The sequence below is a fragment of the Candidatus Latescibacter sp. genome, assembly GCA_030692375.1.
In the GTDB taxonomy this organism is placed as follows: domain Bacteria; phylum Latescibacterota; class Latescibacteria; order Latescibacterales; family Latescibacteraceae; genus JAUYCD01.
Genome location: JAUYCD010000270.1, coordinates 1 through 13,575, shown reverse-complemented (window position 1 = coordinate 13,575; position 13,575 = coordinate 1). Strand labels below are relative to the sequence as shown.

The following is a 13,575-nucleotide window of genomic DNA, read 5'->3' as shown; positions in this document are numbered from 1 at the left end:
CCTCTGGGGCACCCTGTGGTGGAGCGTTCCTTTCGACCCGAAAAAATTCTCGGTTGCTTATCTCGACGCGTCGAAGCACTATCCGGATCCGCTCTTCCGCCAACTCGCCTCTCGCAATCTCATCGACGGCGAAGCTCCTCCTCTCAATGGCGCTAAGGTTGAATTCGGGCGTCCACCATCGGTGAACTTTCCCTATTCCGGCTTAAGCATCCTCAGACGGCCATGGGAAAACGGCACTATGGACGCAGAATTCAAGTGGGGTATACCGGACAACCGTGGTTCATTCTCAGTGCTTTCGCTGGGGCTCTTCTTCGGAGGATACAACTGCCAGAGTTATCCGGGTCATTTCGCATGGGGATCGACCGATCTCCATCATGCATGGCAGATACAGTCGGCCTCACATTCCACTATCGTTGTCGACCGCGCCAACCAATCCGGCATGAAGGATTATTTCAAGGATCACTATATGCCGCACGCTTCGGAGCAGATAACATTCGAGGACGGTCCGGATGCAGCATCGACATTGACCCGTAACGACCGTATCTATCCCGGTGTGAAGATCTGGCGGGCGGTCTGTGTGCTGGACGGCGCGTATCTTGTGCTTGACCTGCTTCGGTCGGACAAGGAACATATATATGATCATTGGTTCCACGGTGTCCCTGATAAGTCGAACGGGCTTGCGGGCATTCATCTCGATATGAAACCGCGGCCAGAACCGCTCGGTAAGACCGAAGGCTATGAGATGGTGCAGAATCTCTCGTCGGCGGTCACCAGCAAAGATTTCGGCTGCGACTGGCTGCTTTCCGGGAAAGGAGCGAAAGATGATCTCCACCTTGCCATGAGGGTCCTCAACACCGCGTCGGTCGAAGCGGTTCACGGCTTCGAATGGTCGCGCCAGTACCGTGGGCCTGAAAAAGAATTCCTCCTCTTGAGCCGCAAAGCCCGTAATGCAGACTTTGTTGTTCTGTTCGAGCCAAATCGCGGCGAGTCTAAGCTTTCACGGTACGAAAGGTTCGATGTTGTCGATGAGAATGGAGCGAAAGTCTCTGGATCGCTTGGAGTGCGGGTGACTCTTTCCGGAAAACCGTACGAAGTGATACTTAATCCAGATGAAATGGCTGTCAAAACTGTCAGGGGCGCAACACGGAAAGCGCTCTCTATCGAGGTCCAACAGTAAATTCTGTTTACTGCAGTGGCTTATGCAAAAGTCATATTATTTTACGAAGCCCCCTTCCTGTCCTTTGGACATCCTTCCCCCTGAAGGGGGTAGGAAAAGACTGTTGGGCAACGTACTTCCCTTGCCCCCCATGGGAAAGAGACTGAGGGTTAGGGGGCTAAAGTTAACAATTTGCATTTTTTAAGTATAAAAACGACTTTTGCAAAAACCTCATATTTTAAGATGGGATTTATTTCTTCAGACGGTGTTTAGTAATACGGAGTACCAGCCGGAGGAAACGAAAGGTGTCGATCAGGGGATTGATTTTGCTTTTTTCTCCGCTGTAAACCGTTTTGATCGGGACAGATCCTATGGTAAAACCCAGATCCGAAGCAAGAAAAAGTATCTCAGATTCCGCATCAAATTTGGAGGTCCGGAGGCTGATCTGTTCCAGCACTTCCCTTTTAATGAACCGGAAACCGCACTGGCTGTCCGGAATCTCCTGATGAATGATCCTGGAAATCAGCCAGGACATGAACCGATTGGTGAGCAGGCGCACGAAAGGCATTTCCCCGGAATCGCCCCTGCGGTTCCCTATCAGGATGCCGTGACCCTTAGATTCAGCCAGGCGGATGAATTCGGGAATATGCTCCGGCAGATGCTGGCCATCGCCATCCATGGTGATGACCGCGTCGTATCCACGGTACAGGGCATGGGAGAATCCCTTGGCGAGGGATGCGCCCTTCCCTTCGTTTGTTTCATTGATGATCACCAGCGCGCCGTTTTCACGGGCTGTAATGTCGGTTCCGTCATCGGAGCCGTCATCGATCACCACGGCATCCAGACCGAAGGCGCGCACTTGCCTCAGTACTTCCCCTATCGTGCGGGATTCACAGTAAGCGGGAATAATTACACACGTTTTCATGACATGGTTACAGTATTAAAGAGTAAATGAAAAAATTTTGACAGGACATGATTAACAGGATTTTAAGACAAGTTCTCCGTTCAAATACGTTCTTTTTTGTATTCTTGTTTCTGAATTCTGTATACTTTCGAGCCAGTTGCATAAGTAGATATTTGAAGCAGCCCCCTTCAATCCACCCCGCACGTACTTCGTACGAGCGGGGACCCCGTGTCCTTCGGACATCCTTCCCCCGGAGGGGGCAGGAACAGAAAGTGGAGAAACGACTTCCCTTGCCCCCTTCAAGGGGAAAGGGATTGAGGGTTAGGGGGCTGATGTAATAAAAACTTATCATTTTTTAATTTAAAAACGACTTTTGCAAAAGGCTTTTTCATTATTTACTTTGCGAACTTTGCGAGAAATTATCTTTTCGATTCTGTCCTCCTGACCTCGATAACATACCTGTTTCCGATGACATTCAATTCCCTGACCGTGAATTCAGTACCGGCAAGCCCCTGGATTTGTTTCGCTGATGATTTCGTTACCACGCAGCAGGTGATCGGCTGAGTCCGGAGAAAATCCTTCACCTCCTCTTCCGTTTTGAGGAACGGAATGGGATGCGGGCTGAAGAAATCGCCGGTGCGGATACCGTTCACCGCGACCATTTTATCTGTGAAATGACGGACTCCCCGCGCATATGTTTTGGAACTGAGGATGACGCTGTCCACCGTATAGTTCCGGGTCAGGTATGCACATGCTTTATAAGAGGATACATAGGGTTCTATATCCCCAGAGACAAACAGGAGGGAGGACAGTATCACGAGCAGGTATCCGGCCAGCACCCCTAATCCAAATATGTACCGTTTCCGCACAATGAAATACAGGTACACAAGAGAGATGGCAAGTGTAATGATCAGGTATGCATAGGCAGGTACAACCGATGAAAGATAAAAGGGGAATTTCACAAGAACCACCACGATTGCGGCCGGTATCAATAGCAGAATAAGGAAAGTTCCCAGTGAAAGACCGAAAAAGAGCCGCCCTGACTGTGGAGAAGTAATTTTTTCCATGATGAAGTTTCCCCCGATGAGCGCAAGTGCGGGATACAGGGGGAAAATATAGGAAACAAGCTTGGAATGGGCAGGGGAAAAGATTACGAAGACAACGGAAATCCAGCATAAAAGGAACACATCTATATTCCCGGTATTCTTTCGAATATTTACCAAGGCGGCAATCAGTCCGGCAATGACAAACAATCCCCAGGGATACAGGCAGTAAACGATGGAAAGCGGATAAAAGTACAAGGTATCGTTTGCGTGATGTTCAGCTTCAAAGAATCGTCTGATATGATCATTAATAAAAAATTCATGGGTAAACACCGAACCATAGCGATGAATCATGAGGATGTACCAGGGAAGAGCGATGATCAAAAAGAGCAGTAACCCCCCGGAGCGATTCCCGGCTGAAAAGAAACCTCATATTGCGTTTGATAAAAAGAAATGACACCACTGTGCCCAGGGTTATAGCCGCTCCCAGCGGGCCTTTTGCCAGAACGGCCAGGGCCGAAAAGACAAAGAAAAGAATCATCCCGGCGCCCCTTCTCTCGCTTTGGGTATACGCCCAGAAAAAAGACAGGAGCGCATAGAGAATCAGCACGGTGAAAACCATGTCGATCAGCACGGTTCTGGCCAGCCCCGCATACAACCCGGAGCTCATGAGCAGGAGAGCAGAAAAAAATGCTTTCTTTCTGTCCCGGAAGCCCAGGATGCCGAGCCAGTATACAGCAAGGAGCCCTAAGACCGCGAACAGAGCCGGAAAGAAGCGCGCGGCAAAACTCGTTTCCCCGAGGAGTGCATATGACGCCTGGAGAAGCCAGTAAAAGAGTACGGGTTTTTCAAACTGGGGCTGGCCGAACAGGTAGGGTGTAAACAAGCTGTGCTGCTGGGTCATTTCACGGGCGGTCTGGGAATAGAAAACTTCGTCGGGCTCGGTGAGACTGAGGATGCCGTTCCCGAACATGAAGAAAAAATATGATGCGGCAATGAGGAAAAGGACAGCGCGATGTGTACGGATAATTTCAATCATGCTCATGCAGGGTTATCAATTCATGAATGGTTACAAACCGGTAACCGTCCGATTTCAGGTTCTCCGCCAGCATGGGAATGGATTTTACGGTCACGCTGCGGTTTCCTCCATCGGGGCCGAAAACCCCTCCGCCGTCATGGAAAAGCAGGATGGCGCCGGGCCGGATGTTCTTCAGGATTCTCCGCACGATCCATGCCTCGTCGAAGAAAGCCCAGTCCTTTGAGCTGAGGGTCCATAATATTACCCGGTACCCCATTTCCTCTATCGTTTTCTTTCCTAAGCCGGACAGCCAGGCTTTGGGCGGACGGAAATATTTCGTGGTCACACCGCAGGCGTTGCGGATGCTTGTTTCAGCGCCCTTGATCTCCGTTTCAAGAAAACGGCGGTTTCGGAAAAGGAGATTGCGGTGAGAACAGGAATGGTTGCCGATCTCATGGCCTTCTTCCATTACGCGGCGCACCAGGCCGGGAAAGCGCTCCGCCTGTTTTCCGAGTATGAAAAAAGTGGCTTTAATATCGGCCTTTTTCAACTCATCCAGAATTGGGACCGTCCATTCAGGAGATGGGCCGTCATCGAAGGTCAACGCCACGACTTTTTCGGTGGTTTCAGCCCGCCAGAAAGTACCTTTTCTCACCAGAATCGACTGGTCGAAAAAAAGGGTGAATGCCGCCGCCCCCAGCCCGGTTAAAAAAACTATCGCAATGCACCAATAAACAACTGTCATAGTCGCTTTAAGAATTCGAGGAAACAAATGAAGAAGAATACTATAGATTAAGGAAGAATTGATTGCATATTATTTTGAGAATAGATGCCGAAACAAGTTCGGCATGACACACGTCATCCTGAACTCGTTCCAATATCTATTTGCTCCTTCACAGATATCTGTGAAATCGAAGATAAATAACGAAAATTTTTCCGATAAGTCAATTCAGAAAAATGTGCCTGACTATCCCAACCAAGCGCCCATAATGTGCAAACTTTCCTTAGGGCATTATTTGCTCAACACTTATGTATCCTACACGTGGATGTAGTTCAGTTCCAATGACCATGCTACCGCTATCTTGCCTCTTGAACGCTCGAATACAAAAAAAATATCTTGCGCATCGGTATCATCCATCGCAATAATAATGATATGGAAACAATTCAAGACATTCTCAATGGGTGCAAAACCCTTCTCGAACACCACTACGGCGCACATTTCAAGGGGCTGGTACTCTATGGCTCCACTGCTCGTGACCAGGCTGGCCCCGAGAGCGATATCGACCTCTTGGTGTTGTTGGATGAGCCGATTGATTATTTTCTTGAACTCCGCAGAATCATCGAGATATTGTACCCCCTTCAACTGGAAACCGACCGGTTGATTTCCGTCAAACCGGTTTTCCTTACGGATTTTGAGCAGGGCCGCTTTCAACTTTTCCGGAACGCGAAACGGGAAGGAGTCCTGGTTATTTGAGTTACGGGGTATAGGTGACTATGGAGGTTTGGCGCACGTATCGCAACAGGATACCGAACTGGCGATTCAGGCGGCCTTACGAATCATAGAGGCAATCAGGAGCATACTTGACAATCAATGATAGCGAATATTTGCTGATGCTGTGAATCGAGATGCTCAATTCCCACGCTGTATTCTTGTTTCCAAACCAGGAATTTAGTATTCTGCATCGGCCTTGTGTCCGGGGAAATCAGATTCCGAACCTTTTTCTTTTGGAGGTATATACTCAGGCGCAAACCTGGCGGAGGGACCTCCGGCAGTGAACAATATATTCAAACGGGTTACCAGCGCGCCAAGGATGATATAACCGAGAAAAACCTGCAAAATAATAAAGAAGTGGCCCCAGAAAGAAGTAGAACGGGCGTGAATGTCGCCGAAACCGAGCGTGGTCATGGTGACTATCGAAAAATAGAGCGATCTGAACCATTTCATCCATTCCGGGTTGCTTGTACCCGCTTCAACCAGATCATCCAAAGTATTCGGGCAGAGGTAATAAAAAACAGAAAACAGCACGGCGAAACCGAAAAAAACACCGAGAATCCGTCCGGTTGAACGACCATAATCCGAAGTCCACCAGAAAAATTTTACCGGCCAATTCCACCAATTATGCTTTTTATACCAATCCTCCCAGTTCATGCGCCGGATGTTATACTCCAGAAGCTGCCTGGTTCCCGGGTCTATGCGAATATTTCCCAGGCCAACACCGCGAAAATCTGTATTTCGATCGACTGTACAATTCCATACTCTAGTCGAATCATCGAGAATTGCTGTATATAATTTTGCATGTTCCAGATGGGCTACCCAGAGGAATGCATTTTCCAGATGGGCTGACTCGAGGTATGCATGTTCCAAATGGGTTCCCCATAGGTTTGCCCCTTCCAGTAATATCTCCACTCTCAGATTAGCTTCCCTCCACTCGTTCCATTCCGTCATGTCCTTTTTCTTTGAGCAGCGGATGAGCATATCATACTGCTCCTGGGAGAAGCGGGGCTCCTTCTTTGGGCTATCGTTTTGTCCCATACTCACCTCAGGGAATCGCTTGTGCTGAAAGGGAAACCACTGTTATATACTGTTATATATGGAAATCAGTAGCGACATAGTTCCAAAATACAGCAAAAACAATGAATATCAAAATAAGTTCGAGCCTTTTGTAAAAGTCGATATTTGAAGCAGCCCCCTTTCTGTCCTTCGGACATCCTTCCCCCGGAGGGGGCAGGAAACGGTTCTATCGTTCCCGCGAAGCGGCAATGACTGTAGAGCAACGACTTCCCTTGCCCCCTTCAGGGGGTAAACGGTTTCATCGTTCCCGCGAAGCGGCAAGGGACAGAGGGATAGGGGGCTGTAGTTTAATAACTCATTTTCTTTTTATGTATAACACGACTTTTGCAAAAGCCTCGCTTCATCCTTATTATTTACCCTTGCTCTTTTTCACCGGCGCTTGTATTTTGAAAAGTGAATATACTGGCAGATACCGAAAAATTATAAAAAAGGAACAGCGTATGGACAGAAGAGAATTTATAAAGAAAGCCGCAGCCGGAACGGGAAGCCTTACCGCGCTCGGCATGTACGAGATGTTTTCCCCCGAACGGGCGCAGGCGGCGGCTTCGAGCGGCGGGATGGGCGTCGAGGAGGCGCTTGCCATTCTGGGAAAAGGGAAAGAAAAGAATGTGCCGCCGGAGATCAGGCCGGAGATCCGTAACAACCCGCGGGCGGTTTTCCTTATCGAGACCCATGTAGACGCCCGTCCGGATGCAAGCGGTCACTTCACCGAAGCGGTGCCGCAACTGGCCTCGGAAGGGAAAAGGATCGCCGGTGAACTCTTCGTCAAGGGATCAAAGAAAGGCGGCTCAACCTTTTTCAAGCCGAATTTTACCTATGTCCCTGAACACTGCTACAATCGGACCACCGGAGTGTATTCCTCTCCGGATTTCATAGGGGGCATGGCCGAGCGCCTGCGGGAAATCGGGAACACGAATATCATGGCAGGAGAAGGCCCCACGAACGCCGCAAATCACCGTAACGGGGGAGTGTATCAGGCGTTCGACGCTCATGGAATTCCCATGATCGAGGCCGGGTATGCCAAGTTCACCGATTTCAAGAAAGAAGAAGTGAACTGGGCGAACACCTCCGGTTCCCTCATCTGGAAGCGCATCCCCTATTTCCGTCCCATCCGGGACAAGGATACGTTCCTGATCGATGTTTCCTCTCTCAAATGCCATCTGACCGGGCTGACCACGCTGACAGTGAAGAATCTCCAGGGGTGCGTGCCCATCGGGTACGGCCAGTTCTGCACCCCCTGGGACAGTCTGGAGCACAACGCGCGGCGGGCTGGGATCGATTTCGACCGGGATTTCCACCCCGATTTCCAGGAGCGGGTCGAAGCCTCTTTCCGGAAACATCTGGCCGCAGGATTCAAACGCTGGGATCATACCGGCAGCTACCAGCGCTACCAGGATAAAGGCGGATGGGAAGCTTATCGCAAAGTAAAAAAAGACCCCAAAGCCCTCGCGGAGTTCATGAAAGGGGTCGGCGTGCTCATGCAGCATGAAATGTGGCTCCAGCGTGGGCTGGACAACGCCGCCATCTTGATGCCGCAGTTGAACATCATCGAAGGAATCATCGGCCTGGACGGCGAAGAGCTGAACCGTGACAAAATCGGCAGCGACCAGCTCTGCAACATGGTCATCGCCGGCTTGTCGCCGTTCGAAGTGGACTCGGTCGGCTGCTATTACATGGGGCAGGACCCCCGGGAGATATGGTTTACCCGGGTGGCGAAGGAACGGGGCCTGGGTGAAAACGATCCGAGCAGGATCAAGATATACTGGATCCGAAACGGCGAGATCGTCCCCCTGAAAGACCTCTCGGAAATCAAACGTCATCCGCTGGGACTGAACTGGGCGCGCCTCAAGGATCCGAGCGAGCGGTTGTTCTTTTAAAAGAGAGTGCCTGAGTGCCTAAGTGCCTGAGTGCCTAAGTAAAAGACAAAGACCAGGGTGACACGTGTCATGCCTAACTTGTTTCGGCATCTCATCAAGTCAATCCTGTAATCAAACGAAAAAGATTCAGACAATTTTTTAGGCACTCAGGCACTCAGGCACTCAGGCACTTTTTTACTCTGTCATTTTTCTTACATACTTATTAAACCATTCTATCTGGCGGTTCCCGATGTCGATAAGGAATTTCGGATCGGAAGACGGATTATGCGGTATACGGGGATAAACCACCATCTCGGTCGGGCAGCCCTGGCGTTTCAGCGCGTTATACAGCTCCAGGCTCTGGTCGAGGGGAACCCGCCTGTCCTGTTCGCCGTGGAGAATCTGGGTGGGGGTGGTTACCCCCCTGATGTTGAACATGGCGGAGTGTTTTATATAGGTATCCATGCGATCCCAGAATTCCCCACCGAAGTAATCCGGCAGAAACGTGTGAATATCGGTGACTCCGGTAAAGCTCATCAGATTGGTCACCCCGGCGCCTTCGCTCGCGGCTTTGAACCGTTTGGTTTTGGTCACGATGAATGAAGTCATGAATCCCCCGTAACTCCAGCCCATGACGCAGAGGCTGTCGGGATGGGCCACTCCCATCTCGATGACCTTGTCCACCCCGGACATCAGGTCTTCGTAATCGCCGAATCCCCAGTCGTTGTAATTGGCCTGGAGGAAATCCCTGCCGTACCCGGTGCTCCCGCGCGGATTGGGCTGAAGGATGGCATACCCCTCCTGCGCGAACGGCTGGATGAGATAAAACGTGCTCGCTCCGGTATATATCTGCGAGAAGAAGCCCATTGGACCGCCGTGGACATTCAGAACGAGCGGGCAGCGCCTCCCTTTCACATAGTTCACCGGATAGGTGAGGAGACCTTCGATCACCAGACCGTCTTTTGATTTCCAGGCGATCACCTCGGTTTTCCCCATTGGAAGTCTTGCCAGATCGGCATTCACGTCGGTCAGTTTTGACGGTTTGAATCTGGTAGTGCCGGTAATGTAAAGTTCAGGGGCCTTTTCCGTTTCCTGGTGCACGAACGCCATCACGTTTCCTCTTTTGTTGAGAGAAACGTCGGTATTTTCGCCGGGGCCGGTGGTAATCAACTGGGCTGAATCGCCATTAACCGGGTGAGTAAATACCCGCCGTGAGGTATGACTGGCTTCAAGGACAAAGATATCGCGGCTGTCGGCAGACCAGCCGATAATCTGCTGCGGAACTGCATCCGGTAAGGCCGCCAGCTTCCGAGGCTCTCCTCCCTGGGAAGGTATGATGAATACATCGAAATACCGCATCCATCTCGGAATGCTTCCATCTGAGAGAAACGCTATCCATTTCCCATCGGGAGAATAGCGCGGGGCAAAGTCCATGCCTTTCCATGTCACAAGCTGGGTGACCGCCCCACCGTCCGAAGGGACAGATGCGATATCGCAAGTCCACCATCCGTCCTGGGTCGGATCCGCCTGGTGATTGAACACGATGGTCTTTCCGTCCGGCGACCAGTCAAAAGGGGGATCTGCGGCGGATGAGCCGGAGATGTGAAAAGCTCCGGAGGTGAGCCGTTTCACCGCATGACTGCCACGGCTGTCCGGTTCCGCCGTCACCGTATAGAGGTGGGAGTATTTAAAGTTTGTATCCAGCACCCGCCAGTCCCGCCTCTCACGGCGGTTCTTCGCTTCCTCATCGGTTTCCGGGTCATTCATGGTGAACGCTATCCGCCGTCCGTCCGGAGACCACGCGAAGGAATTCACCGGGGATTTCCCAAAGGTGATCTGTTCAGCCTCGCCGCCGCTCAGGTTAAGCAGCCAGATTTGAGTGAATCCGTCCGCTCCGCGTGCGGAGAGGAAAGCCAGGCATCTGCCGTCGGGAGAAAACGCCGGATTTGTGGATGATTTTTCCCCGCGGGTGAGCTGACGGTTCGTTTTTCCGTCCGCCGTAACCATCCAAATCTGGGAGAGATACTCCGATTTCTCCCCCTCCGTGAGCGGAACTGATACCGTATAGGCGGCCAGGCTCCCGTCCGGTGAAACCGTTGTGCCGCCAACCCGGTTGAAGCCTTTTACCAGAACTTCGGGAGTCCAGCGGACGGAGTTTTCCTGGGCTGCCGCAATATACATCGGAGAAATAGTAAGGGGGAAAGCGATCAAAGCCGATAAAACTGGAATATGAAGTTTCATGAACAGGTCTCTCCTTAAAAATTGAATGTACCATAACGTGTAAAAATATCTTATCGTACTGTAATATAGTTTGCCATGACTTTTGCCGCATCATTAATATTGAACACGCAATTTTCAAACATACCCGAAAAATTAGCAGATTTTACTTGACAGCAAATGCAATAAAGTATATATAGTATAAAATTACACACTACATGTATATGTTGTTAAACAAAGGAGAGTAAAGATGAAACGATTGATTCTTGCCTTCTTTATTGGAATATTGTCGCTTCAGATCATTGAAGCTCAAATTCCTCAAACAATGAGTTACCAGGGCATAATACGGGATAATGATGGGGCGTTTGTGAAAGATGGAATTTACACTTTGAATTTCAATCTATACGATGTATCGATCGGTGGTACAAGTATTTGGTCTGAACAACAATCCGTATCCGTGAAAAATGGCATCATGAATGTTATCCTCGGAAGCAATAAACCCCTCAACATTTCATTCGATAAACAATACTGGCTCGGTATCGCCATTGGTGACGGCGGCGAACTTACGCCCCGCATGCAACTTACATCATCACCATATAGCCTTAATGCAAAATCGGTAGCCGATAGTGTGATTACTGCTGGTAAAATACCGGCGGGTCAAGTAGTGAAAAGCATAAATAATTTTAAAGATCAAGTCACATTGGAGGCCGGGGATAACGTTACCATCACCAATACGAACAACAAGGTGAGAATTTCAGCCGCGGGTGTTGGATCAAATGTGGTAAGTAGTATCAATACTTATTTGAAAGGTGATGTGAAAATAGAAGCGGGGAGCAATATTGATATCACACAAAGTATTCTTAACAACAAACTTACAATTTCGGCAACTTCTACAGGTGGATTAACATTGCCATATACTGGAAGTACTACAAGTAGCAATGATGCATTTACCATTTATAATTTTGGTAGTGGAGGATCAGGTGATTTTTCAAATAGTGGGTCACAGCCTGCTTTGAGTGGATATACTCAAGGTAGTAGTTGGGCCGGTATTTTTACAATTAGTAATTCAATCAATAGTTCTCCAGCAATTGCTGCTTCTACAAATGGTACTGGTCCAACAGGTTTTTTCTATGGTAGTGGGAATGACAGTCAAGGGATTTATGTTTCTGTCCCATCGGGAAAAACAGGTCTTTATGTCTCTGGGGGAACCAAAAATGCAATAGTAGCAACCACAAAAGGCGCTCGCAAGCTTTATACCGAAGAGTCTACAGAAGTATGGTTTACAGACTATGGCTTTGGTACCCTACAAAGTGGAATTACATCAATTTCAATTGACCCATTATTTGCCGAAACGGTTAACCTTTCTGAAAAATATCATGTTTTTTTACAATCATATTCTGATGCGGAATTATATGTGAGTAAAAGAACTACCTCACAGTTTGAGGTAAAAATGAGGAGCGGCGACCCGAACGCTGAATTCTCTTATCGCATTGTAGCAAAACGCAAAGGTTACGAAATAGCCCGACTTGAATATGAGCCATCCGGTGATGAAGATCCCAATCTTTATCCTGAACAAAGAATGAGAAGCGGAGCCCAAAAAATCACGTCAGAGTCAATATTCTTTCAAATGCAAAAAGAGCTCGCAGCCCAAAAGAAGAAATTTGAAAACAAATAATGTGGAGGAATGCCATGCAGTATAAATCCCGTTGCGTATTGGTTATCATACTTCTTTGCTTTTCCGCTAATCTATCATATGCAGGTTATATACTCACGAATAGTGTAATAGGAAATGGGGCGATTGAACAAAGTAATGCCCTTTATTCTGTAAATAGCACTGTTGGTCAAGTCATAATTGGACAGAGTGACGGGCAGAAGAATAGTATTTATAATGGATTTGGTTACATTCCAATAGCACTTTCACCTGTGAAGATTCAAATTGAACCACCAACAGATGTTAAAGTAGCTGATGTGCCAAATGATCAGGGACATTTTCTCAATCTTACCTGGAAAATCTCGCTTTCAGAACAAAGTGGTAAAGTGCAATGGTATAGGATATATCGGTCTCAGAATTCATCATTTACCACTCCGATACCCATCACACAGTTTAAATCAATCGACTCGCTTATCGTTTATGAGAAGAATTATACCGTACTGGTTGATTCTGTAAAAGCCGGAATCGCAGAGTATAAGGATGCTGTTCCTCTAAACGGTGTTCTCTATTATTATTGGCTTCAGGCTGTAGGTACCGGAGGGGAAAGCCAAAAGGTTGCATTGGGGATTCGAACACTGGTGCAGGATTTACCTTTAAGGTTTTTTGTTTATCCTCCTTTCCCAAATCCTTTTAATCCTGCAACAACTTTTACAATTTCAATCCCCCGTGATTCCCATTTAGTATTGTCAATTTACAATATTTCCGGGCAACGGGTTGCTACTATTACCAATGAAAAGGTAAAGGCAGGCCACAACTCATTTTCATGGAATGCACAGGGAATGCCAAGCGGGATTTATTTCTGTAAAGCTCAGTTAGAAAATGCAGTTGATATTAAAAAGGTCATGCTTCTAAAATAAAACCTAACAATTTTCATTTGAGGATATCTATCCCGAATTATTCACAAACTTACTGTAACATTTTCTTAACTCTTTTTTAAACAAATACTTATTATTAATTTTGGAAGGCAGCCCCCTAAATCCCCCAAGAGGGGACTTTTCGTGGTAAAGATGAAAATGCAAAAATGTAACTTTTTTAATAAACCGATTATGCCTTGTCTTGCAGTCTTTTAAGTCTCCCTTTGGGGGATTTATGGGGCTG

The 13,575-nt window shown here is 48.3% G+C and carries 12 protein-coding genes; 5 read left to right on the top strand and 7 right to left on the bottom strand.

Annotated features, from left to right (window positions below):
* Positions 1–1,177 (top strand): heparinase II/III family protein (locus tag Q8O92_16530; protein ID MDP2984927.1); only part of this gene is annotated, 1,177 nt, incomplete at its 5' end.
* Positions 1,178–1,406: 229 nt separating this feature from the next.
* On the opposite strand, the gene Q8O92_16525 is transcribed toward Q8O92_16530, so the two are convergent.
* From Q8O92_16525 to Q8O92_16510, 4 genes are all read right to left on the bottom strand, one after another.
* A complete protein-coding gene (locus Q8O92_16525; protein ID MDP2984926.1) occupies positions 1,407–2,081 on the bottom strand; it encodes a glycosyltransferase family 2 protein in 675 nt (224 codons plus the stop codon).
* 398 nt (positions 2,082–2,479) lie between these two features.
* Positions 2,480–3,487: a hypothetical protein gene (locus Q8O92_16520; protein MDP2984925.1), complete on the bottom strand. Its 1,008-nt coding sequence runs from the start codon at positions 3,485–3,487 to the stop codon at positions 2,480–2,482.
* Entirely contained in the window at positions 3,423–4,148 is a 726-nt protein-coding gene (locus tag Q8O92_16515; protein MDP2984924.1) for a glycosyltransferase family 39 protein, read from the bottom strand. Before Q8O92_16515 ends, Q8O92_16520 begins: the two co-directional genes overlap by 65 nt.
* Entirely contained in the window at positions 4,135–4,866 is a 732-nt protein-coding gene (locus Q8O92_16510) for a polysaccharide deacetylase family protein (protein ID MDP2984923.1), read from the bottom strand. Before Q8O92_16510 ends, Q8O92_16515 begins: the two co-directional genes overlap by 14 nt.
* A 408-nt stretch (positions 4,867–5,274) precedes the next feature.
* Between Q8O92_16510 and Q8O92_16505 the strand changes: the two genes are divergently transcribed.
* Complete coding sequence (locus Q8O92_16505) at positions 5,275–5,595, top strand: nucleotidyltransferase domain-containing protein (protein MDP2984922.1); 321 nt, start codon at positions 5,275–5,277, stop codon at positions 5,593–5,595.
* Positions 5,596–5,790: 195 nt separating this feature from the next.
* Here Q8O92_16505 and Q8O92_16500 read toward each other — a convergent pair whose 3' ends face one another.
* The gene (locus Q8O92_16500) at positions 5,791–6,654 is read right to left on the bottom strand and encodes an ion channel (GenBank protein ID MDP2984921.1); all 864 of its coding nucleotides are present in this window, start codon (positions 6,652–6,654) and stop codon (positions 5,791–5,793) included.
* 479 nt (positions 6,655–7,133) lie between these two features.
* On the opposite strand from Q8O92_16500, the gene Q8O92_16495 reads away from it, so the two are divergent.
* The gene (locus Q8O92_16495; protein ID MDP2984920.1) at positions 7,134–8,570 is read left to right on the top strand and encodes a DUF362 domain-containing protein; all 1,437 of its coding nucleotides are present in this window, start codon (positions 7,134–7,136) and stop codon (positions 8,568–8,570) included.
* Positions 8,571–8,744: 174 nt separating this feature from the next.
* Here Q8O92_16495 and Q8O92_16490 read toward each other — a convergent pair whose 3' ends face one another.
* Positions 8,745–10,790 (bottom strand): S9 family peptidase, encoded by a 2,046-nt coding sequence (locus tag Q8O92_16490; GenBank protein MDP2984919.1) that lies wholly within the window; start codon positions 10,788–10,790, stop codon positions 8,745–8,747.
* 226 nt (positions 10,791–11,016) lie between these two features.
* On the opposite strand from Q8O92_16490, the gene Q8O92_16485 reads away from it, so the two are divergent.
* Both Q8O92_16485 and Q8O92_16480 read left to right on the top strand, forming a co-directional pair.
* Positions 11,017–12,441, top strand: coding sequence for a hypothetical protein (locus Q8O92_16485; GenBank protein ID MDP2984918.1), 1,425 nt, complete (start codon positions 11,017–11,019; stop codon positions 12,439–12,441).
* A 14-nt stretch (positions 12,442–12,455) separates the two neighbouring features.
* Positions 12,456–13,334 (top strand): T9SS type A sorting domain-containing protein, encoded by an 879-nt coding sequence (locus tag Q8O92_16480; GenBank protein MDP2984917.1) that lies wholly within the window; start codon positions 12,456–12,458, stop codon positions 13,332–13,334.
* Between the two features lie 27 nt (positions 13,335–13,361).
* Here Q8O92_16480 and Q8O92_16475 read toward each other — a convergent pair.
* A partial coding sequence (locus Q8O92_16475) for a hypothetical protein (protein ID MDP2984916.1) occupies positions 13,362–13,575 on the bottom strand: 214 nt, incomplete at its 5' end.

Bases quoted from the DNA above. Each gene is read 5' to 3' on its own strand.
- Q8O92_16485 (MDP2984918.1), top strand. From the start codon at position 11,017: ATGAAACGATTGATTCTTGCCTTCTTTATTGGAATATTGTCGCTTCAG.
- Q8O92_16490 (MDP2984919.1), bottom strand. From the start codon at position 10,790: ATGAAACTTCATATTCCAGTTTTATCGGCTTTGATCGCTTTCCCCCTT.
- Q8O92_16495 (MDP2984920.1), top strand. From the start codon at position 7,134: ATGGACAGAAGAGAATTTATAAAGAAAGCCGCAGCCGGAACGGGAAGC.
- Q8O92_16500 (MDP2984921.1), bottom strand. From the start codon at position 6,654: ATGGGACAAAACGATAGCCCAAAGAAGGAGCCCCGCTTCTCCCAGGAG.
- Q8O92_16515 (MDP2984924.1), bottom strand. From the start codon at position 4,148: ATGAGCATGATTGAAATTATCCGTACACATCGCGCTGTCCTTTTCCTC.
- Q8O92_16480 (MDP2984917.1), top strand. From the start codon at position 12,456: ATGCAGTATAAATCCCGTTGCGTATTGGTTATCATACTTCTTTGCTTT.
- Q8O92_16505 (MDP2984922.1), top strand. From the start codon at position 5,275: ATGGAAACAATTCAAGACATTCTCAATGGGTGCAAAACCCTTCTCGAA.
- Q8O92_16525 (MDP2984926.1), bottom strand. From the start codon at position 2,081: ATGAAAACGTGTGTAATTATTCCCGCTTACTGTGAATCCCGCACGATA.
- Q8O92_16510 (MDP2984923.1), bottom strand. From the start codon at position 4,866: ATGACAGTTGTTTATTGGTGCATTGCGATAGTTTTTTTAACCGGGCTG.